General features: G+C 70.5%; 15 protein-coding genes. 5 read left to right on the forward strand and 10 right to left on the reverse strand.

Annotation, left to right across the window (positions count from 1 at the left end):
- Positions 1–6: 6 nt before the first annotated feature.
- From purM to FOJ82_RS03900, 3 genes are all read right to left on the reverse strand, one after another.
- Positions 7–1,047 (reverse strand): phosphoribosylformylglycinamidine cyclo-ligase, encoded by a 1,041-nt coding sequence (purM, locus tag FOJ82_RS03890; protein WP_143937102.1) that lies wholly within the window; start codon positions 1,045–1,047, stop codon positions 7–9.
- The gene (gene purF / locus FOJ82_RS03895; RefSeq protein ID WP_143937103.1) at positions 1,044–2,507 is read right to left on the reverse strand and encodes an amidophosphoribosyltransferase; all 1,464 of its coding nucleotides are present in this window, start codon (positions 2,505–2,507) and stop codon (positions 1,044–1,046) included. The genes purM and purF overlap by 4 nt, the downstream gene beginning before the upstream one ends.
- A gap of 68 nt (positions 2,508–2,575) precedes the next feature.
- On the reverse strand, positions 2,576–3,910 hold the full coding sequence (locus FOJ82_RS03900; protein WP_143937104.1) for a dipeptidase: 1,335 nt from the start codon (positions 3,908–3,910) through the stop codon (positions 2,576–2,578).
- A gap of 130 nt (positions 3,911–4,040) precedes the next feature.
- On the opposite strand from FOJ82_RS03900, the gene FOJ82_RS03905 reads away from it, so the two are divergent.
- A complete protein-coding gene (locus tag FOJ82_RS03905; protein ID WP_143937105.1) occupies positions 4,041–5,036 on the forward strand; it encodes a LacI family DNA-binding transcriptional regulator in 996 nt (331 codons plus the stop codon).
- Positions 5,033–6,646, forward strand: a complete 1,614-nt coding sequence (locus tag FOJ82_RS03910) for a glycoside hydrolase family 13 protein (protein ID WP_143937106.1) — start codon at positions 5,033–5,035, stop codon at positions 6,644–6,646. The genes FOJ82_RS03905 and FOJ82_RS03910 overlap by 4 nt, the downstream gene beginning before the upstream one ends.
- On the opposite strand, the gene FOJ82_RS03915 is transcribed toward FOJ82_RS03910, so the two are convergent.
- Positions 6,639–8,135, reverse strand: a complete 1,497-nt coding sequence (locus tag FOJ82_RS03915) for a DHA2 family efflux MFS transporter permease subunit (protein ID WP_143937107.1) — start codon at positions 8,133–8,135, stop codon at positions 6,639–6,641. The two genes, FOJ82_RS03910 and FOJ82_RS03915, sit on opposite strands and share 8 nt — an antisense overlap.
- 68 nt (positions 8,136–8,203) lie before the next feature.
- Here FOJ82_RS03915 and FOJ82_RS03920 point away from each other — a divergent pair, with 68 nt between their 5' ends.
- Complete coding sequence (locus FOJ82_RS03920) at positions 8,204–10,120, forward strand: LTA synthase family protein (protein WP_143937108.1); 1,917 nt, start codon at positions 8,204–8,206, stop codon at positions 10,118–10,120.
- Positions 10,121–10,126: 6 nt separating this feature from the next.
- On the opposite strand, the gene FOJ82_RS03925 is transcribed toward FOJ82_RS03920, so the two are convergent.
- Together FOJ82_RS03925 and xylA are read right to left on the reverse strand one after the other, a co-directional pair.
- On the reverse strand, positions 10,127–11,389 hold the full coding sequence (locus tag FOJ82_RS03925; RefSeq protein WP_143937109.1) for an MFS transporter: 1,263 nt from the start codon (positions 11,387–11,389) through the stop codon (positions 10,127–10,129).
- A gap of 46 nt (positions 11,390–11,435) precedes the next feature.
- Positions 11,436–12,614 carry a xylose isomerase gene (xylA, locus tag FOJ82_RS03930; protein ID WP_143937110.1) on the reverse strand — a complete coding sequence of 393 codons (1,179 nt, stop codon included), beginning with the start codon at positions 12,612–12,614 and terminating at the stop codon, positions 11,436–11,438.
- Between the two features lie 68 nt (positions 12,615–12,682).
- Between xylA and FOJ82_RS03935 the strand changes: the two genes are divergently transcribed.
- Positions 12,683–13,954, forward strand: a complete 1,272-nt coding sequence (locus FOJ82_RS03935; RefSeq protein ID WP_143937111.1) for an ROK family protein — start codon at positions 12,683–12,685, stop codon at positions 13,952–13,954.
- 4 nt (positions 13,955–13,958) lie between these two features.
- Here the strand turns inward: FOJ82_RS03935 and FOJ82_RS03940 are convergent, their stop codons facing one another.
- From FOJ82_RS03940 to FOJ82_RS03955, 4 genes are read right to left on the reverse strand one after another with little or no spacing between them, the layout of a single operon-like run.
- A complete protein-coding gene (locus FOJ82_RS03940) occupies positions 13,959–14,828 on the reverse strand; it encodes an SDR family NAD(P)-dependent oxidoreductase (RefSeq protein ID WP_143937112.1) in 870 nt (289 codons plus the stop codon).
- Positions 14,825–16,165 (reverse strand): flavin-containing monooxygenase, encoded by a 1,341-nt coding sequence (locus FOJ82_RS03945; RefSeq protein WP_221933008.1) that lies wholly within the window; start codon positions 16,163–16,165, stop codon positions 14,825–14,827. The genes FOJ82_RS03940 and FOJ82_RS03945 overlap by 4 nt, the downstream gene beginning before the upstream one ends.
- 40 nt (positions 16,166–16,205) lie before the next feature.
- Positions 16,206–17,081 (reverse strand): diacylglycerol kinase catalytic domain-containing protein, encoded by an 876-nt coding sequence (locus FOJ82_RS03950; protein ID WP_143937113.1) that lies wholly within the window; start codon positions 17,079–17,081, stop codon positions 16,206–16,208.
- A complete protein-coding gene (locus FOJ82_RS03955; protein ID WP_143937114.1) occupies positions 17,078–18,085 on the reverse strand; it encodes an SPFH domain-containing protein in 1,008 nt (335 codons plus the stop codon). Before FOJ82_RS03955 ends, FOJ82_RS03950 begins: the two co-directional genes overlap by 4 nt.
- A 108-nt stretch (positions 18,086–18,193) precedes the next feature.
- Here FOJ82_RS03955 and FOJ82_RS03960 point away from each other — a divergent pair, with 108 nt between their 5' ends.
- The gene (locus FOJ82_RS03960) at positions 18,194–19,699 is read left to right on the forward strand and encodes a class I SAM-dependent methyltransferase (protein WP_185975605.1); all 1,506 of its coding nucleotides are present in this window, start codon (positions 18,194–18,196) and stop codon (positions 19,697–19,699) included.
- The last annotated feature ends 3 nt before the right edge of the window (positions 19,700–19,702 follow it).

Raw genomic sequence — 19,702 nt, forward strand, 5'->3', positions numbered from 1 at the left:
CCCCGCTCAGACCAGCTCGGCCGAGCCCTCGCCGTCGCTGGACTGGATCTCGCCGAGCACCCACGACCCGATGCCACGCTCGGTGAGCGCCGCGAGGGCGGTGTCGACACTTTCTGCCGGCAGGACCGCGACCATGCCGACCCCCATGTTCAACGTGGCGTCCACGTCGGCCTGGGAGAGGGCACCCACCTGCTGCACGAGCTGGAAGATGGGGCCGGGGGTCCATGAGTCGCGACGCAGGACGGCCTTGTGTCCGTCGGGGATCACGCGGGCGAGGTTGTTGACCAGGCCACCGCCGGTGACGTGGCTGAAGGCGTGCACCTCGGTCCGCCCGATGAGGTCCAGCACGTCGAGCGCATAGACCTTCGTGGGCTCGAGGAGCTCCTCGCCGAGGGTGCGGCCGAGTTCTGCGACGTCGCGGTCCAGCGCCCAGCCCGCCTGCTCGAGCAGGACGTGGCGCACCAGCGAGTAGCCGTTGGAGTGCAGGCCGGAGGAGGCCATGCCCACCACCACGTCACCGGCCACGATCCGGTGGGACCCGAGGATCTCGTCCTTCTCCACGACGCCGGTGGTGGCGCCGGCGATGTCGTACTCGTCGGGTCCGAGGAGCCCGGGGTGCTCTGCAGTCTCGCCGCCGACGAGAGAGCAGCCAGCCGCGACGCAGGCGTCGGCGATGCCGCCGACGATGGCGGCGATCCGCTCGGGGACCACCTTGCCGGTGGCGATGTAGTCGGTCACGAACAGCGGCTCGGCGCCCACGACGACGAGGTCGTCGACGAGCATGCCGATGAGGTCGAACCCGATGGTGTCATGCTTGTCCATCGCCTGGGCGATCGCCACCTTGGTACCGACGCCGTCGGTGGAGGTTGCCAGCACCGGGTTGCGGAACTCCTTGAGCGCGCTCGCGTCGAAGAACCCGGCGAAGCCGCCGAGCCCGCCGAGCACCTCGGGGCGTCGGCTGCGGGCCACGGAGGCCTTCATCAGCTCGACCGCGCGGTCTCCGGCCTCGATGTCGACGCCGGCGGCGGCGTAGGCACTCGTGTTCACTTCTCCTCCAGCTTCAGCAGTTCGGCCTGCTCGGGTGGGATGCCGACGGGGTAGTTGCCGTCGAAGCACGCGCGGCACAGGTTGTCCGGCGCGATGGTGGTGGCCCGGGTGAGGCCCTCCAAAGAGATGTAGCCGAGGGTGTCGGCGCCGATCGAGCGGCAGATTTCCTCGACGCTCAGCCCCGGCGCGATCAACTCGGCCCGGGTGGAGAAGTCGATGCCGTAGAAGCACGGCCACTCCACCGGCGGCGACGAGATCCGCACGTGCACCTCGGCCGCTCCGGCCTCACGCAGCATGCGGACGAGCGCGCGCTGGGTGTTGCCGCGGACGATGGAGTCGTCGACCACCACCAGGCGCTTGCCGGCGATGATCTCGCGCAGCGGGTTGAGCTTGAGCCGGATGCCGAGCTGGCGGATGGTCTGGCTGGGCTGGATGAAGGTGCGCCCGACGTAGGCGTTCTTGACCAGGCCCTGCCCGTAGGGGATTCCCGACTCCTCGGCGTAGCCGATGGCCGAAGGGGTGCCGGACTCCGGCACGGGGATCACGAGGTCCGCGTCGATGGCGTGCTCGCGGGCGAGTTCGCGCCCGATCTCGACGCGGGTGGTGTGGACGCCACGACCGGCGATGGTGGTGTCCGGACGGGCGAGATAGACGTACTCGAACAGGCAGCCCTTGGGTCTGGCCTCCGCGAACCGCTGCGAGCGCAGGCCGGCCTCGTCGATGGCGATGAACTCGCCGGGCTCCACCTCGCGCACGAAGCTGGCGCCGACGATGTCCAGCGCGGCCGTCTCCGACGCCACCACCCAGCCGTGCTCGAGCCTGCCGAGCACCAACGGACGGATGCCCTGCGGGTCCCGGGCGGCGAACAGGGTGTTCTCGTTCATGAAGGTGAGGCAGAAGGCGCCGCGCAGGCGGGGCAACACCTTCATCGCCACCTCCTCAAGCGGTGCGTCGCCGAAGGAGACCATCAGTGCGGTCACCAGGGAGGTGTCGTTGGTGGAGTCCATGGTCTTCTTCTCCGGCACCTTCTCGCCGGAGTCCAACTCACGCAGCCACTGCTCCAGTTCGCGCGTGTTGGTGAGGTTGCCGTTGTGGGCGAGCGCCAGCCCGCCGCGGGGGCCGGAGCGGAAGGTGGGCTGGGCGTTCTGCCAGACCGAGGCGCCGGTTGTCGAGTAGCGCGTGTGACCGACGCAGACGTGACCGCGCAGCGCGGTGAGGGTGGTCTCGTTGAACACCTGGGACACGAGTCCCATGTCCTTGAACACCATGATCCGCTGCCCGTTGGACACGGCCATGCCGGCGGACTCCTGGCCGCGGTGCTGCAGGGCGAAGAGTCCGTAGTAGGTCAGTTCGGCGACGTGCTCCCCGGGAGCCCAGACGCCGAAGACGCCACACTCATCCTGCGGTGCGCGTTCGATGGGATCGATGTCGAGGCTCAGTTGGCCGTCGGGACGTAGCACCGAATCAGCTTACCCCGAGCCGATCGGACGGCTCACATCCCGCGCAGCCCTGAGACCCGGCCGGGGCGTCAGCCGCCAGTTGCGAGGTTGACCAGCAGCAACGCCTCGGCCGTGGCCGCCTTCGCCAGGTCCGCGAGTTCGAGCGACTCGTCGATGCCGTGCATGCGAGAGTCAGGATCCGTGACGGCCGTGACGAGCACGAGCGCGTCGGGGTTGTGCTCGGCGAACTCCGCGACGATCGGGATGCTGCCGCCGCAGCCGATCTCCACCGGGGCGGTGCCGAAGGCCTCGGCGAAGGCCGAGCGGGCGGCCTCGGCCAGCGGCCCGTCGAGCACGAGCCGGCTGGGCGCACCGAGCTGGCCGTCGACGACCTCCACCCGTGCCCCCCAGGGGGCGTTGCGTTCCAGGTGTGCCCGCAGTGCTGCGCGCGCGACCTCCGGGTCCTGGCCGGGCGCGAGCCGGACGCTCACCTTCGCAGAGGCGGCCGGGACCAGGGTGTTGGAGGCGTCGGCGATCCGCGTGGTGTCGATGGCCAGGACGGAGGCCGCCGGTTTGTACCACATCCGCTGGACGGCGCTGCCGGTGCCGATCTGCCGGACCCCGTCGAGGATGCCGGTCTCGGACTGGATGCGCTCGGCCGGGTACTCCAGGTCCGGCCCGGGGAAGGAGTCGATGCCCTCGATGGCGACGTCGCCGGCCTCGTCGTGCAGCGTGGCGAGCAGCCGCACGAGCGCGGTGAGCGCATCCGGCACGACGCCCCCGAACTGGCCCGAGTGGAGCCCTTGCCGCAGGGTCGAGACGGTGACCACGGCGTCGACCACCCCGCGCAGCGCGGTGGTGAGGCTGGGTTCGCCGACCGCCCAGTTGACCGAGTCGGCGATCACGAAGACGTCGGCGCTGAGTTCGTCGGAGTACTTCTCGAGCATCGCGGGCATCGAGGGGGAGCCGATCTCCTCCTCGCCCTCGATGAACAGCTTGACCCCCACAGGCGGGTTGCCGTCGAAGGCGCGCAGGGTGGCGAGGTGGACCGCGATGCCACCCTTGTCGTCGGCGGACCCGCGGGCGTAGAGGCGGCCGTCGCGCTCGTCCGGGGTGAACGCGGGCGAGCTCCACAGGGCGTGGTCACCGGCGGGCTGGACGTCGTAGTGCGCGTAGAGCAGCACGGTGGGCATGCCCTCGGGCGCCGGGTAGTGCCCGTAGACGGCGGGCTTGCCGCCGGCCTGGAGGAGGCGCACCTCCGGGCAGCCGGCGCCCTTCAGGAGGCCCTCGACCCGGTGGGCGCACGCCAGTACGTCGGCGTCGTGCTCCGCCTGGGACGAGACCGACGGGATGGTGATGAGTTCGTGGAGGTCCGCGATGACCGATGGCAGGACGTTCTCGAGGTCCCAGGAGAGGTTCGTCATGCCCCCACCGTACTCGGCCCCCACGTCCCAGATGTCCGGCAGGGTGGGGACCAGTGCCCAGCATGCGCAACGGTTTCTGCAAATCTCACCGGCTTGTTGGTAGCGTTTGCGGATGGAGGAAGGAGCCGAGATGGCACCAACAAAACGGACGAGGATGTCCGATCTCGCCAAGGTCGCAGGCGTTTCGACCGCAACGGTCTCGCGCGTGCTCAGCGGCAGGCCTGGCGTCAAGGAGGAGACCCGTCGCGTCGTGCTCGACGCGATGAACGAACTCGGCTACGCCCGCGAGACCGCCAGTGGCAAGCGCAACGGCGTGGTCGCCGTCGTGGTTCCCGAACTCTCCAACCCGGCGTTCCCGGCATTCGTCGAGGAGTTGGACATCCTGCTGTTCGCCGCCGGCCAGGCCAATGTCGTCTGCCCGGCCGGGAACTCCGGAACCAGCGAGCTGCAGCACCTGGAGACCCTCCAGGGGCTGAACGTCTCGGGCGTGATCTCCGTCTCCGGCACCCCCGCCGACAGCCTCGGCTCCAACGAGCACTACCGCCGCCTGATCGAGTCCGGCGTGCCCACCGTGTTCATCAATGGCTACGCGCCCGACCTGCGCGGGGCCTTCTTCTCCTGCTCCGACGTGGAGGCGGTCTCCGCGTCGGTGACGCACCTGCGCACGCTCGGCCACGAGAGGATCGGCCTGGCCATCGGCTCAGAGCGATACCTGCCCGCCCGGCGCAAGGCCGAGGGGTTCGAGGCGCTCGGCTTCCCGCGGGACAGCATCGCCAGCACCATCTTCACCGTCGAGGGCGGTCAGCTCGCCGCGGCGCGCCTGATCGACGCCGGGCACACCGCCGTCATCTGCGGCTCCGACATCATGGCGCTCGGCGCCATCCGGGAGGCCCGCTCACGCGGTCTGTCGGTGCCCGGCGACCTCTCGGTGGTGGGCTTCGACGACAGCCCCCTGATGGCCTTCACCGACCCGGGGCTGACGACGATCCGCCAGCCCGTGCGCGCGATGTGCGAGGCTGCGGTCACGGCCCTGCTCGAGGGTCTGGGCGGCAGCCCGCTGGACCGCTCCGAACTCCTCTTCCACCCCGACCTGATCATCCGCAACTCGACGGGACCAGTCTCATGACCAAGAACAACTGGTGGCGCGACGCCGTCATCTACCAGATCTACCCCCGCTCCTTCGCCGACACCGACGGCGACGGCCACGGTGACCTGCCCGGCGTGATCGAGCGCCTGCCCTACCTGGTCGAACTGGGCGTGGACGCCATCTGGCTGTCCCCGTTCTACCTCTCCCCCATGGCCGACGGCGGCTACGACGTGGCCGACTACCACGTGGTGGACCCGATCTTCGGCGAGACCGCCGACGCCCACCGCCTGGTGGAGCGCGCGCACGAACTGGGGCTGCGGATCATCGTCGACCTCGTCCCCAACCACACCTCGGCGGAGCACGAGTGGTTCCGCGCGGCAGTGGCCGCCGGGCCGGGATCCACCGAGCGGGAGCGCTACCACTTCCTCGACGGTGAGGGCGACGGCAGCCTGCCCCCGAACAACTGGCACAGCGTCTTCGGCGGCTCCGCCTGGACCCGGCTGACCGCCCCCGACGGCACCCCCGAGCAGTGGTACCTCCACCTGTTCGACGAGAGCCAGCCGGACCTGAACTGGGCCAACCCAGAGACCAGGGCCCTGTTCGAGGGCATCCTGCGCCACTGGCTGGACGCCGACGTCGACGGTTTCCGCATCGACGTCGCCCACGGTCTGGTCAAGGCCCCGGGACTGCCCGACGAGGGCGCGGTCAACCCGGAGCTGCTGGGCATGCAGATGGGACCCGCCTGGGACCAGGACGGCGTCCATGAGATCTACCGCGCCTGGCACCGCGTGCTGGAGTCCTACGGGGGCGACCGCATCCTGGTGGCCGAGGCCTGGGTGCCGGCGTCCCGGATCGCGAACTACGTCCGGCCCGACGAGATGCAGCAGGCGTTCAACTTCGAGTTCCTCGAGTGCGCCTGGGACGCCGAGGAGTACCGGCGGGTGATCACCTCGTCGCTGGCCGCCACCAACCAGGTCGGCGCCCCCACCACGTGGGTGCTCAGCAACCACGACGTGCTGCGCCACCGCAGCCGCTACGGCCGCGCCGACACCTCGAACCGCCAGGGCATCGGCGCGGACGACCCCCAGCCGGACAACGAGCTCGGACTCGCGCGGGCGACTGCCGCGACGCTGATGATGCTGGCGCTGCCGGGCTCGGCGTACCTCTACCAGGGCGAGGAGCTCGGCCTGCCCGAGCACACGACGCTGCCCGACGAGCTCCGGCAGGACCCCACCTGGTGGCGCTCGGAGCACACCGAGGTGGGCCGCGACGGCTGCCGCGTCCCGATGCCGTGGGAGGCCGACGCCCCGGGCCTCGGCTTTTCGCCGACGGGCCGGACCTGGTTGCCGCAGCCCGAGTCCTACCGTGCGCTGGCGGCCGACCAGCAGGTGGGCGTGCCCGGGTCCACGTGGACCATGTACGCCGACGCGCTGCGCCTGCGCCGCGAGCTGGGGCTGGGCCGCGGGGACCTCGAGTGGCTCGAGCTCGGCGAGGGCGTGGTGGCCTTCCGGTGCGCGGGCGTGGCGGTGGTCACCAACGTGTCCGCACCGTCGGTGGCGCTGCCCGAGGGCGAGGTGCTGCTGGCCAGCGGCCACGTCGAGGGCGGGGCGCTCCCCACCAACATGACAGCTTGGCTGCGCGTCAGCTGAGCGGGGCGCCGTCGTTGTCGCGGCGGGTGAGGAACAGCGCGGCCGCGACGCCGACGAAGCTCACCGCCGCCGGCAGCAGCAGGCTCTGCCCCATGGCGTTCGAGAACGGCCCGGCCACCTCCGCTGGCACAGCGGCGCCTGCGCCCTGGATCGACGTCGGCAGCCCGTTGGCGACCAGACGGCCCTCCATCGTGGCCGCGATCCCGGCCGAGCCGATGACCGCCCCCACCTGCCGCAGGGTGTTGTAGACGCCGGCGCCGGCGCCCGCGCCGTCCATGGGCAGGTCCCGGGTGGCGGCCATCGAGAGCGCACCCCACATGCCGCCGTTGGCGAGCCCGAGCAGGGCCGACGGGACGAGCAGCAACAGGACCGGCACCTGCGCCTGCACCCACAGGGCGAACCAGCCCAGCCCGACTCCGAGGCAGGCGAGGGAGACCACCGCGATCCCCCTGCCCAGCCGTCCGTGCGCGAGCTTGCCCATGAACGGCGCCAGCACCCCAGAGATGACCGCCATCGGGACCAGCATCGCCGCCGCCCGGATCGGGCTGAGCCCGGCGCCGACCTGCAGGTACAGCATCATCGGCATCGACATGCTCGTGACCACGAAGCCCACCACGCAGATGCCCAAGCTGGCGAAGGTGAAGTCGCGGGTCCGAAAGAGCCTGAGCGGCAGCAGCGGCTCGGAGCGGTTGACGGCCTGCCAGGAGACGAACAGTGCAAGCACCACCACGCCGGCCACTACCAGCCCCACCGACGGCGGTGCGAGGCCGACCGGTCCGAGGGCGATCGGCACGGGGCCGAAGTCATGGGCAGCACCCTCCTGGATCCCGAACACCAGCAGGAACATGCCCACTGCGCTGAGGACGACGCCGAGGAGGTCGAAGGTGTGGGTGTGGCGGGGCAGCTGTGGCACCAAGAGGCTGACCGCCACGATCGCCACGATGCCGACCGGCAGGTTGATGAAGAAGATCCAGCGCCAGTCGAGTCCGTCGATGATCACCCCGCCCAGCATCGGTCCGGCCAGCGACGCGAATCCCGCCACGCCTCCCCACAGCCCCATGGCGGCGCCGCGCTGCTTCGGGGGGAACATCCGGGTGATCACCGCCATGGTCTGCGGCGTCATCATCGAGCCGCCGAGGCCCTGCACCACCCGGGCCAGGATGAGCTGCTCGATGCTCGTGGCGAACCCGCACCAGGCCGACGAGAGGGTGAAGGTCGTGATGCCGACGAGGTAGACGTTCTTCGGGCCGAACCGGTCCCCCAGCCGCCCCGTCACCAGCAGCGGCACTGCGAACGCCAGCAGGTAGGCGCTGGTCACCCAGACCACGTCGTTCACGTCGGCATCCAGGCCGGTCATGATGTGCGGCATGGCCACCGAGACGATCGTCTGGTCCACCAGGATCATGAAGAAACCGATCACCAGCGAGAACAGCGCGGGCCAGGCACGCTTGCGCTGGGACGGGTGGAGATCGGTCTGGGCGACGGACATGTCCCGAAGTCTGCCACCGCCCGGGAGATCGCCACGATGGTGCGCCGCGCCCGTCGTAGAATCGTGGGATGTTGTTTTCGCGGCGCCGGCCCCGCGGCGGTTCCCCGACGCCCGGGCCCGAGGGAGAGTCCTCGGCCCCGGCGCGTCCGGGCGTCGTGCTGCGCAACGTCGGCAGGTCGTTGTTCGGCCTGGCGCTGGCCGTCGTCCTCACGCTCGCGCTCGAGTTGACCCACGGTCTCGGCAAGGCACGGCCCGAACCGTTCGACCGGCTGCTCGACCTGGAGCCGGGCGTGCTGGCGATCGGCATCGGCCTGGTCTGGGCCGTGTTCGTGTTCCTGCGGGCGCTGTCCAACCGCACGTGGGTCGCCTCCGCGGGCGTGATCGTGCTGCTCGCCCTGATCGCCTGTGGTGACTACTTCAAGCTGCGTCTGCGCGGCGAGCCGCTGTTCGTCTCCGACGCCACCTACCTGTCCCAGACCGGCTTCCTGGTCGAGAGCGTGGGTTTGGGCCCGTTGCTGCTGCTCGCCCTGGCGTTGCTGGCCATCCCGATGCTCAGCTGGGGCGCCGCACGGCTCGCCCGGCCGGCCTCGTCGGGCCGACGGGTGCTGGCGCGCGTGGTGGCCGGCACGGTGGCCGGGACGATCATCCTCACCGCCGCCACCTTCAACGTGCCCGGCAACGCGGCCCGTGGCCTCTACGAGGCGGCCGGGGCCAAGTGGCGCCCCTGGAACCAGGGCCAGAACTACGACGACAACGGCGTGATCGCGGGGTTGCTGTACAACCTGCCTGCCGAGCCGATGGCGAAGCCCGAGGGGTACTCGCAGGCCGCCATGGCGGACCTGCTCGAGCGCTACTCCGGGATCGCCGAGGAGCACAACGCCACCCGCGACGTCTCGGCGCTGTCGGACACCAACGTCGTCCTGGTGCTGTCGGAGTCCCTGTCCGACCCGATGGCGATGCCCGGGATCACACCGGCGGAGGATCCGCTGCCGTTCCTGCGCGAGCTGATGGCCACCAACACCTCGGGAACCCTGCTGTCCGGGGCCTTCGGCGGCGGCACCTCCAGCATGGAGTTCGAGGTGGTCACGGGCATGGCCGTGGCCAACCTGCAGCCGCAGGTGGACAGCCCGTTCCCGGGGCTGGTGGCCCAGACCGAGCGGTTCCCGAGCCACCTGCGCACGTTCGAGGACTGGTCGCACAACAGCTACGCGATCCACCCGTACGCCCAGGAGTTCTACCGACGCAACGTCGTCTATCCCGCCCTCGGCTTCGACCGGGCGGACTTCCGGGACTCCCTGCGCGGACTGCGCAAGCTGCCCGGTGACGAGTACATCTCCGACGCCGCCGTCCTCGACCGGGTCGTCGACGAGCTGACCGCCTCCGACGAACCGATGGTGGTCAACGTCGTCACCATGCAGAACCACGGTCCGCAGAAGGGGTTGTCGAACCCGATGGAAGTGGACGGCCCGCTCTCGGAGGACCAGCGCGCCGCCGCCGGCCAGTACCTACGGGGCCTCAAGGCCTCCGACGAGGCCCTCGAGGCGTTCACCGAGGACCTCGCCGAGATCGACGAGCGCACAATCGTGCTGCTCTACGGCGACCACCTCCCCACGGTCTGGCCCGAGGAGGTACTGGCGGCCAGTGGTCCCACCGGGCGCTACGAGACACCTTGGGTGGTGTTCGCGAACTTCCCGACCAGCAAGCAGGACCCGGGCATGATCAGCGCCAACCAGCTGATGAACCAGGTGCTGGACGCCTCGGGCGCGGCCTACACACCGTGGACGGCGCTGCTCCACGAACTGGCGCAGGAGGTGCCGGCGATGGAGCGCACCGGGTGGCTCGGACCCGACGGTGCGGCGGTCTCGGAGGCCGACCTCTCCGAAGGAGCCCGACAACTCCTCGCGGACTACCGCCTGGCCCAGTACGACATGGCCGCCGGGCAGGGCTGGGCCACCGACGCGCTGCTGGCCGCCCCCGAGGACTGAGACCGCTCAGGCCTCGGGTTTGCGGTAGACGTCCAGGGTCAGCGGCCAGCGCAGCCGCAGCCGGGCGCGCAGGCCGCGGTAGACCACCAGGAACACCCCGACACCGAGGAACGTCAGCCCACAGGCCAGGGCACCGAACACGAGCGTGGAGCGTGGGCCGAGGACGTCGCCCACCCACCCAACCACAGGCGCGCCGATCGGCGTCCCGCCCATGAAAATGGCCATGTAGAGAGCCATCACCCGGCCGCGGAACTCAGGGGCGGTGGACAGTTGCACCGTCGAGTTCGCGCTGGTCATGACGGTCAGGGCGAACAGGCCGCACGGCACCAGGAGGATCCCGAACGAGATGTAGCCGGGAGCCAGTCCGGCCAGCAGGCAGAACAGCGAGAACAGTCCCAGCGCGCCCAGCAGGACCCGCAGCCTGGGGGTGCCGCGCCGGGCTGCCAGCAGCGCCCCTGCGAGGGTGCCGACGGCCATCGCCGAGCCCAGCAGTCCGTACTCCTCGGCGCCCTTGCCGTAGACCTCGGTGGCCATCAGCGCGATGGTGATCTGGAAATTCATGCCGAATGTTCCCAGCATGAACACGACGACGAAGATCAGCAGCAGGTCTGGTCTGGAGCGGACGTAGGCGATCCCCTCCCGGACGGTGCCGCGGTTCTTCGGCCTCGGCGCCAGCATCAGCTGTTCGTCGCGGATGAGGAGTAGTCCCAGGAGCACCGCGATGAAGCTGAGGGAGTTGACCAGCAGCGCCGGGGCCACGCCCCAGGCCCCGATCACGACGCCGGCGACGGCGGGCCCGACGAGCCGGGCCATGTTGAACGAGGCCGAGTTGAGGCCGATCGCGTTGGCGACCAGCTTGGGCCCCACGAGTTCGTTGACGAACGCCTGCCGGGCCGGGTTGTCGAAGGAGACCACCACCCCCTGCAGGAACGCCAGCAGGTAGGCGTGCCACAGGACGGCCAGGTCCGTCGCGACGAGGAACCACAGCGCCAGGCCCGTGAGCGCCATCAGGACCTGGGTGGTGAGCAGGATGTGCTTCTTGCTGAACCGGTCCGCGATGAGGCCGGCGTAGGGCGCCAGGAACGGCAACGGGAGGAACTGCAGGCCGGTGACGATGCCGAGCGCCGAGGCGGAGCCGTCGGTCAGGATGGTCAGGACGAGCCAGTCCTGTGCGGTGCGCGCCATCCAGGTGCCGACGTTGGACACCACCGCACCGGCCGCGAACCACCTGTAGTTGGGCACGGCCAGGGAGGCGAACGTTCTGCTCATTGTTCGCCACCCTAGCCCCCGTGACCGGCCGCGTGGTCAGCCGGAATCAGCCGATGAGGTGCTCCAGCGCCAGCTGCTGCAGCTGGACGAAGTGGTACTCCCGGGCGCCCTTGGCGTCGGCGTCGAACTCCTCGGTGGCGGCGAGGAAGTCGGCGACGGACTCCCCCTCGTCGAGCGTCGGCTGGGCGAGCTCGAAGATGGACGCCTTCTGCATCAGGTCCTGGACCGCCGGGTCCTGGCGGAACTTGCGAGCCTTCTCGGCGAGCATCAGGTAGCCCACCATGTTGGCGCGCGCGGATTCCCAGACGCCCTGCATGCCCTCGGTCCGGCTCGGCTTGTAGTCGAAGTGGATCGGGCCCTCGTAGCGGGTGGCCTCCGGCGAGGCGGGGAAGCCGTTGACCAGCAGGTCGACGGTGAAGAACGCGCTCATCAGGTCACCGTGGCCGAACGCCAGGTCCTGGTCGTACTTCAGGCCGCGCTGGCCGTTGAGGTCGATGTGGAACAGCTTGTCCCGGTAGAGCGCGAGCGCCAGCCCGTGGGTGTAGTTCAGGTTGGCCATCTGCTCGTGGCCCACCTCGGGGTTGAGGCCGACGATGTCGCCGTGCTCCAGCGAGTCGGCCAGCGCCAGGGCGTGGCCGATGGTGGGCAGGAAGATGTCGCCGCGGGGCTCGTTCGGCTTGGGCTCCAGTCCGATTCGCAGGTTGTAGCCCTGCGACTTGATGTAACCGGCGACGGTGTCCAGGCCCTCGGCGTAACGGGCGTGGGCGGCGAAGAGGTCCTTGGAGGAGTCGTACTCGGCGCCCTCGCGGCCTCCCCACATCACGAACGTCTCGGCGCCCATCTCGGCGGCGAGGTCGACGTTGCGCAGCACCTTGCGCAGGCCGTAGCGGCGCACCGCACGGTCGTTGGAGGTCAGGCCGCCGTCCTTGAACACGGGGTGGCTGAAGGTGTTGGTGGTCACCATCTCGACCACCAGACCGGCCTTGTCCGCGGCGTCCTTCAGCTTCTTGAAGGTGGCGCGTCGCTCCTCCTCCGGGGCGTCGTAGGCGACGACGTCGTCGTCGTGGAACGTGATGCCCCACGCTCCGAGCTCGGCAAGCTTGTCCGAGTACTCCCACGGGTCAAGGCTCGGGCGCGAGTCGCCACCGAACGGGTCGGTGCCCGTCCAGCCGACGGTCCAGAGGCCGAATGAGAACTTGTCTGTCTTTGAAGGCACAGGGGCCATGGTCCACTCCTCAACGAGTTTTGTTTCTATCAACAACTTAACGGTGGCAAGGCTGTAGAGTCAAGCGCATGCCAGAAGAAGAACCGTCGGGCGCGGCAGAGCCGCTCAAGCGCCGTGCACGTCCCACCTCCTCCCTGCGTTCCGGGCAGCCGGGAGCCAGGCAGTCGGACCTGCGGGAGCGCAACCTGTCCCTGGTGTTCCGGCAGGTCCTGGCCTGCACCGAGCCACCCTCGCGTGCGGACGTGTCCGCGCTGACCGGCCTGACCCGGTCCACCGTCTCACGCCTCGTCGACGAACTCCTCGGCGGCGGGATGCTGCTGGAGCTCGAGGCCCTCGGCACCGGGCGCGCCGGGCGGCCCGCCCTCCCACTCGTGCCGGCCGCCGGTGCGCTGCTCTCGCTCGGCATGGAGCTGAACGTGTCCCACATGGCCGTGTTCGTGATGGACCTCGACGGCACCGTGCTGGCCAGCGGCACCGAGGACGGCGACTACGCCCACTCCTCCCCCACGGCAGTGCTGGGCCGGCTCGCCGAGATCACGCGGAGCGCCCTCGCCGAGTCCGGCTCGGGCCACCTCGTCGGCGCCGCCATCGCGGTGCCAGGCCTGGTGGACTCGAATCGCGGCGTGCTCCTGCGCGCACCCAACCTGGGGTGGGTCGACGTCCCCGTCGCCGAGATCCTGCGCGCCGCGCTGGCCCTCGGCGACGACGTCGAGCTGGTGGTGGGCAATGAGGCGGACTTCGCCGCGGAGACCATCGCCATGGACGCCCCCGGGAAGCCCTCGGAACTGGGCGACTTCCTCTACATCTCCGGCGAGACCGGCATCGGCTCCTCAGCCGTCGTGGGCGCCGGGGTCGCCGGCGGCCGGCACGGCTGGGCCGGCGAGCTCGGCCACATCTGCGCGGACCCCAACGGCCCGCTGTGCGGCTGCGGCGCCACCGGCTGCGTCGAGGCGTTCGCCGGCGCCAAGGCCGTTCGCGAGCGCGCCGGGGTGGACACCATCGAGGAGCTCATGGCTGCGGCCGAGCAGGACCGACCCGCCGCGGTCGAGGCCCTCCGTCGCGCCGGCGCCGCACTCGGGGTGGGCGTCGCCGCGGCCCTCAACCTGCTCGACCTCCCGGTGGTCGTGATCGGCGGCCACCTCGGGAGGCTCGGGAAATGGGTCGTGCCCGCCATGCAGGAGCAGCTGGAGCACCGGGTGCTCGCCTACGAACTCTCCCCGCCGGAGATCATCCCCGTCGCCAACGACGTCAGCCCGGCCGCGCAGGGCGCCGCGCTGGCGGCGTTCACCCCGCTGCTGGCACATCCGAGCGCCTGGCTGGAGGTCGCCGGCGCGGCCTGACCGGCTACTCCACCAACTGCCAGCCGTCGGGACCCCTGACCGCGCGTCCCTCGGCCTCGAGCCGCCGCAGGTAGGCGGCCATGCCGCGCTCGCCCTTGCGCCGGAAGAGACGCATCAGTCTCGGCAGCTGGTTGGGCACCAGCATGGCCAACCGCACCAGCAGCGACTCCGACGCCTTGGGGTAGGCCTCCAGCCTCGGCCGGTCGAGCAGCGCCATCATCGCCCGCGCCACCGCCTCCGGTGGTTGCGGCGGGTCCTGGAACTGCAGCGCGTTGCCGCCCTCGACCGCCTCCTGCCGCAGCATCCGGGTGTCGGTGGCCGACGGCAGCACCGAGGAGACCGTGATGCCCTTCGCGGCCAGGTCCAGCCCGATGGCCAGCATCGCCCCCCGCAGCCCGAACTTGGAGGCCGTGTAGATGGGTGTCTCCCCGAGCGGGAAGATCCCGCCCAGCGACACCGTCGTGATCACCCGCGGATCTCGTGCCGCACGCAGCAGCGGCACCGCCAGCCGGGTGAGCACCAGCGGCGAGACGAGGTTGACCTCGAGCTCACGGCGGATCGAGGCCACGTCGCGCTCGTCGAAGCGCTCCTGGCTGGACATGCCGACGTTGTTCACCAGCACGTCGATGCGGCCGTGGTCCTCCTCCAGCCGGGCGACGAGCGCCTCCACCTGCCCGAGGTCGGTGAGGTCCACCGCGTGCCCGCGGTGCCCCGACCCCGGCAGCGCGGCCGCCACCCGTCGCGCCTCCTCACCGCGGATGTCGACGACGGCGATCCTCGCGCCGCGCCGCGCGGCCGGCCCGATGAGGGCGGCGGCGATGTCACCGGCCCCACCGGTCACGACCATCACCTTGTCCCGATAGTCGTAGCTCATCGCGTCCGCTCCCCCGCGCGCTCGCCCGCCCGCTGCCAGCCGAACTCGGCGGCGACAGCGTCGAGGTGGGCGACGAAGGCGTCGGAGTCGACGTAGCCCTTGTGGCGCGGTGAGGTGTCGAACTTGAGCCCGCTGGTGAGGTCCGGCCTGTCGGTGCGGATCCGCTCCTCGAAGCGGGCGGCGACGTCGGAGCCGCGGGAGCGCTCGTCCAGGTAGCCCGCCACGATGTGGGCCTGCCTGTCCAGCAGCTGGTAGGCGCCGGAGTTGGTCTCCACGAAGCCGACGGCACACAGGCCGGAGTGCCGGGTGGAGAACGAGTTCAGGTAGAGGTCGTCGGGATGCTGCGGGTCCCCGAACAGCTCCTGGGCGAACGGGACCGAGTGCCGGTAGCCGGTGGCGAGCAGGACCACGTCGAAGTCGGCGCTCGAGCCGTCGGTGAACGTGATCGTCATCCCGTCGGCCGAACGGATCCCGCGGCGGGGCGTGACGTCGCCGTGGCGCACGTGGTGGAGCAGTTGGTCGTTCATGATCGGGTGCGTCTCGAACAGCTTGTGGTCGGGCTTCTGGAAGCCGAGCCGGGACACGTCTCCGACGAGCAGCCGCAGGAACGGCTGGAGCAGGGCGCGCTCGACCCGCTTCGGGAGGAACGACCCCTTCCCACCCACCACGTCGGACGGCACCCCGAAGACGTGCTTGGGGATGAACCAGTAGCCGCGCCGCATGCTGATGCTGACCGCCTCGGCGGTGCGGGCGGCGTCGCACGCGATGTCGCAGCCCGAGTTGCCGCCACCCACCACGAGAACCCGTCTGCCCCTGAACTCGTCGGCGCTGCGATAGGTCACCGAGTGCCGGACCTCGCCGGTGTAGCCGGGCACGCCGACCTCGAGCGGGTCCCACTGCACCCCCGGGCACACGATGACGGCCCCGTACTCCTCGACGGTGCCGTCGGCCAGGGTGACCCGCCAGCTCCCACCGTCGGCCGCGAGTCGCTCGACGGCGGTGTTGAACCGGATCCGCTCCGTGAGGCCGTGGTGGTCGGCGAAGTCCCGCAGGTAGGCGAGGATCTGGCGGTGGTTCGGGTAGTCGGGGTAGTCCTCGGGCATCTCGAAGCCGCTGAAGCCCGAGACGGTCCGGCTGGAGATGAAGTGGGCGGACTCGTACATCGGGGTGCCGGGCGCGTCGATGTCCCAGACCCCACCCACCCCACTGTTGCGCTCGTAGTGGGTGTATTCCAGCCCCCTGGCCCCCAGGGCGCGCGCGGCGACCAGCCCGGCCGGCCCCGCCCCGATGATGCAGATCTCGTGCGCCAACGACTTCTCCCTCCCAACGCTCGACACCTCGCATCGTAGGAGCGCGGCGCCGTCGGCGGGCGAGAACTCAGTCCAACCGCAACAGTTGCAGTCGGCGCTCCGAGCGGCCGATGCTCACCTCCTGGCCCCACTCGAGGCGCAGGTGGTCCCGCTCGATGCCGTCACCGAAGACGACCAGGCTCCCCCGGGCACGCAGCCGCAACTCCGCGTCCGGGGCGAGCAGGCCCGCGACGAGGCTCGCGCCGGTGGTGGCAGAGGGCCAGGCCTCGCGGACGAACCAGGCGAGGCCGTCGGAGTCTGCATCCGGCAGTTCGAACCCCGGGCGGTTCTGCCCCCACAGCGAGGCGAGCCAACCCGTCGCCCCGGTGCCGGTGCCGACCACCAGCCCCGAGGACGACTGCTCCTCCGCCGCAGCACCGGACTCGAGGACGTAGCGCGCGGACTGGTGGCCCCGGTCCCCGAGGAAGACCTCGTTCAGTGCTACGAGTCGCTGGCCGTCGTCGACCCGGGCCTCGACCATGGCGCGGTGGCTGGTGCGGGTGGGCGTGCTTCCGGCGACCACACCCGCGAGGTCCTCGGCCCGGTGCCTGCACAGCACCCCGGGGGCACCGGGGCTGATGCCGAACACGAACTGCCCGTCGAGGTACTTGCCCACGTTCGGGACCAGGCCGTCCTGACCCACCACCACCACGAGGTCGTCCGGCTCGAACAGGAACCGGGAGAGCTCGGCCCGCTCGACGACCGCCTGGCGCCAGTCCGCCGGGGCGGCCCCGGAGGCGAGTTCCAGCGCACGCCGCTGCGCCTCGTCCGCGATCAGCAACGGCTGGACACGCTGCCCGCGTGCGGCCAGGAAGAACTCGACGGCTCCCAGCGTCGAGTGCTCCGCGAGCAACTCCTCGAGCTGGGTGCGGCGGTGCACGAGCACGAGTCGCGGCGCACTCATGCGGCCCTCAGCCCGGCGACGGCCCGAGCGAGGGCATCGCCCAACATGTCCGGGGTCAGGGTGATGGCGTCGATCTCAGGAAGTGCCCTGAGCACCTCGGGGGCGATGCTCGCCACGATCGCCGGCAGCTCGGCACCCCGGTACGCCTCGAGCCTCGCGACGAGTGCCGCGTTCTCCGCAGCCGCCACCCGCTCGATCTCGTCGACGCGGGCGTCCACCGCGAGCCGGTTGCTCTCCAGCAGTGCCTCGGCCCGCAGTTCCTCGCGCTCGAGTTCGTGCTGGGTGCGACGCCGCTCGTTCGTCCCGACGAGCTCCACCAGCTCGGCCTCCCGCCCTGCCAACTGCGTGCGGTTGTTGAGCTCGTTCTCCTTGATGGCACGCTCCCGGTCCACGGCCTGGGCTCGCCGTTCGTAGGTGGCCCGGTCCGCCTCGGCCTGGATGGCCTCGCGCACCCCGGTCTGCAGTGCCCGTTCCAGCTCCTCCTCCGGCCGCACGGCCACCACCCGAACGCCCACCACCTCGACGCCCGCGGAGCCCAGCTGCTCCTCGCCGAGGAGGCCGTCGAGCACCGCGTTCCGCACGAGCGCGAGGCCCTCGTCGAGGAGGACCTCAAGGGTGGTCACGGCGACGACGGCGGCCGCGAACTGCTGCGCGGTCTCGGCCACCCTGTTCTGCAGCGCCTGGAGCGGTCGGCCGGTCCATTCGCCGGTGGTGACGTCCACCGCGAAGTCCAGGTGACGCACCGCTCTTGCGGGGTCGGCGATCCTGACGGTCAGCGCCGTCTGCACGCTCACCTCCTGGCGGTCGCGGGTGGTGACCCGGAAGATGTGGCCGAACTCGAGGTCCTCGATCGGAACCTCGGAGATGCTGGCGCCCAGGGGGCGGAACCAGAACGAGGCCCCAGGGCCGCGGGAGATGAGCTCTCCACGGCGGCCCTGGATCAGGACCCTCGTGGCGGTGCCGGTGGCGTGGGACAGGAACGGGAAGCGACGGATGGTGGTCATGGTTCCTCCTTAAATGTCACTTCAACGTTAATTCCCAGCAGCTTAACTATCAAACCGACATCAATGGTGATGGGCGCCCTGGCCGACGAATGCGCAACAATCAGACCCGTGCGATACATCCTGTTCCCCGGCCGGCACCACCTCGTCACGCGGTTCCAGGTGGCCCACCTCAGGGACCTGCTGGCTCGGCACCCCGGTGCGGAGCTGGTCTGGGCCATCACCAGCGCCGACCACGGCGGCACGCAGCGCAACCCGGTGCCCGGCTCCCGTCGTCTGGGGATGCTCGAGGCCGTGGCAGCGGTGGAGCACCTCCCGTCGCTGACCTTCCGGATCGGCAACCGCTCCCCAAAGCCGGACTTCGCCCACTACGTGGTCGAGTCCATCCGCACCCAGAGCGGGGGCCGGGTCACCATGACCCCGACCAACACCGTCGTGGCCTGTTCGACCCCGGCCGTGATCGCGGGCTACGAGGCGCTGGGGTACGGCATCGACACGGTCGAACTGGGCACACGGCAGCTGCGGCCGTGGGACGTCGTCGAGGCGATCGTGGCCGCCGGGCCCGCCTGGCGCGACGACGAGGCGATCACGGCCGCGATGGACCCCACTTCACGGCAGCACTACCTGCGCTACGGCCTCGCGGAGCACGTCCAGCAGATCCACGCCGACCCGCTGATCGACTCCGACGACGGGGACATCACCGACACCCGCGACTACGCCACCTACCGCGCGGCGTTCGAGGACAACGCCTGGCGCAAGGTTTCGGAGTTCGCGCACGCGGTACGCCCGGGCCGCATCGTCGACGTCGGCTGTGCCACCGGGCAGACCATCAAGTTGCTGGCCGAGCGGCCGGACCTGTTCGAGTCAGACTTCTACGGCGTCGAGGTGGCCCGCCCCCTCTACGAGATCTGCCGCCAGCGGCAGTCCAACGGCGAGTTCGGGGACGCCAACGTCTTCTTCCACCAGCGCAACATCCTCACCACCCAGTTGTTCGAACGGGACTCCGTGGACACCGTCATCACGATGGCGTTGACCCACGAGGTGTGGTCCTACCTCGGCCCCGAGGCTCTCGCCGAGTTCATCAGGCACACCTTCGAGATGCTGCGTCCGGGTGGCGTGTGGATCAACTACGACGTCGTCGGCCCCGACGACCCGGACCGGGAGGTGCTCGTCCGGTTCACCACCGACGACGGCGCGGACGCCGGGGAACTGGCCGAGCTCTCGTCGCGGGCCCGCTTCGAACGGTTCGCGCAGGACTTCCGGGCCGAGGAGGGCGAGCGGATCAGCCACCAGGTCGTCCACGTCGACGGCGTGGAGCACGTCCGCCTGACCAGGCGCGCCCTGTACGAGTTCCTCGCGAAGAAGGACTACGTGGACTCCTGGCTGTCCGAGGCCCACGAGGCCTTCTGCTTCTACTCCCCGCAGGACTGGGTCCAGGTGCTGGAGGCCGCCGGCTTCCGCTGCACGGACGACACCCGCGGCGTGCGCAACCCGTGGCTGCTCGAGAACCGGTTCGCGCCCGCCGCGCAGGTGTTCACCGTCGGCGAGGACGGGGCCCTGGTGCCTGAGGAGTGGTCCTGGACCAACGTGCTGCTCGTGGCGGAGAAGCCCGCCTGAGGC

Origin of the sequence: Tessaracoccus rhinocerotis (assembly GCF_007197885.1) — a bacterium.
In the GTDB taxonomy this organism is placed as follows: Bacteria; Actinomycetota; Actinomycetes; order Propionibacteriales; family Propionibacteriaceae; genus Arachnia; species Arachnia rhinocerotis.

Bases quoted from the DNA above. Each gene is read 5' to 3' on its own strand.
- FOJ82_RS03900 (WP_143937104.1), bottom strand. From the start codon at position 3,910: ATGACGAACCTCTCCTGGGACCTCGAGAACGTCCTGCCATCGGTCATC.
- FOJ82_RS03905 (WP_143937105.1), top strand. From the start codon at position 4,041: ATGGCACCAACAAAACGGACGAGGATGTCCGATCTCGCCAAGGTCGCA.
- FOJ82_RS03910 (WP_143937106.1), top strand. From the start codon at position 5,033: ATGACCAAGAACAACTGGTGGCGCGACGCCGTCATCTACCAGATCTAC.
- FOJ82_RS03915 (WP_143937107.1), bottom strand. From the start codon at position 8,135: ATGTCCGTCGCCCAGACCGATCTCCACCCGTCCCAGCGCAAGCGTGCC.
- FOJ82_RS03920 (WP_143937108.1), top strand. From the start codon at position 8,204: ATGTTGTTTTCGCGGCGCCGGCCCCGCGGCGGTTCCCCGACGCCCGGG.
- FOJ82_RS03925 (WP_143937109.1), bottom strand. From the start codon at position 11,389: ATGAGCAGAACGTTCGCCTCCCTGGCCGTGCCCAACTACAGGTGGTTC.
- xylA (WP_143937110.1), bottom strand. From the start codon at position 12,614: ATGGCCCCTGTGCCTTCAAAGACAGACAAGTTCTCATTCGGCCTCTGG.
- FOJ82_RS03935 (WP_143937111.1), top strand. From the start codon at position 12,683: ATGCCAGAAGAAGAACCGTCGGGCGCGGCAGAGCCGCTCAAGCGCCGT.
- FOJ82_RS03940 (WP_143937112.1), bottom strand. From the start codon at position 14,828: ATGAGCTACGACTATCGGGACAAGGTGATGGTCGTGACCGGTGGGGCC.
- FOJ82_RS03950 (WP_143937113.1), bottom strand. From the start codon at position 17,081: ATGAGTGCGCCGCGACTCGTGCTCGTGCACCGCCGCACCCAGCTCGAG.
- FOJ82_RS03955 (WP_143937114.1), bottom strand. From the start codon at position 18,085: ATGACCACCATCCGTCGCTTCCCGTTCCTGTCCCACGCCACCGGCACC.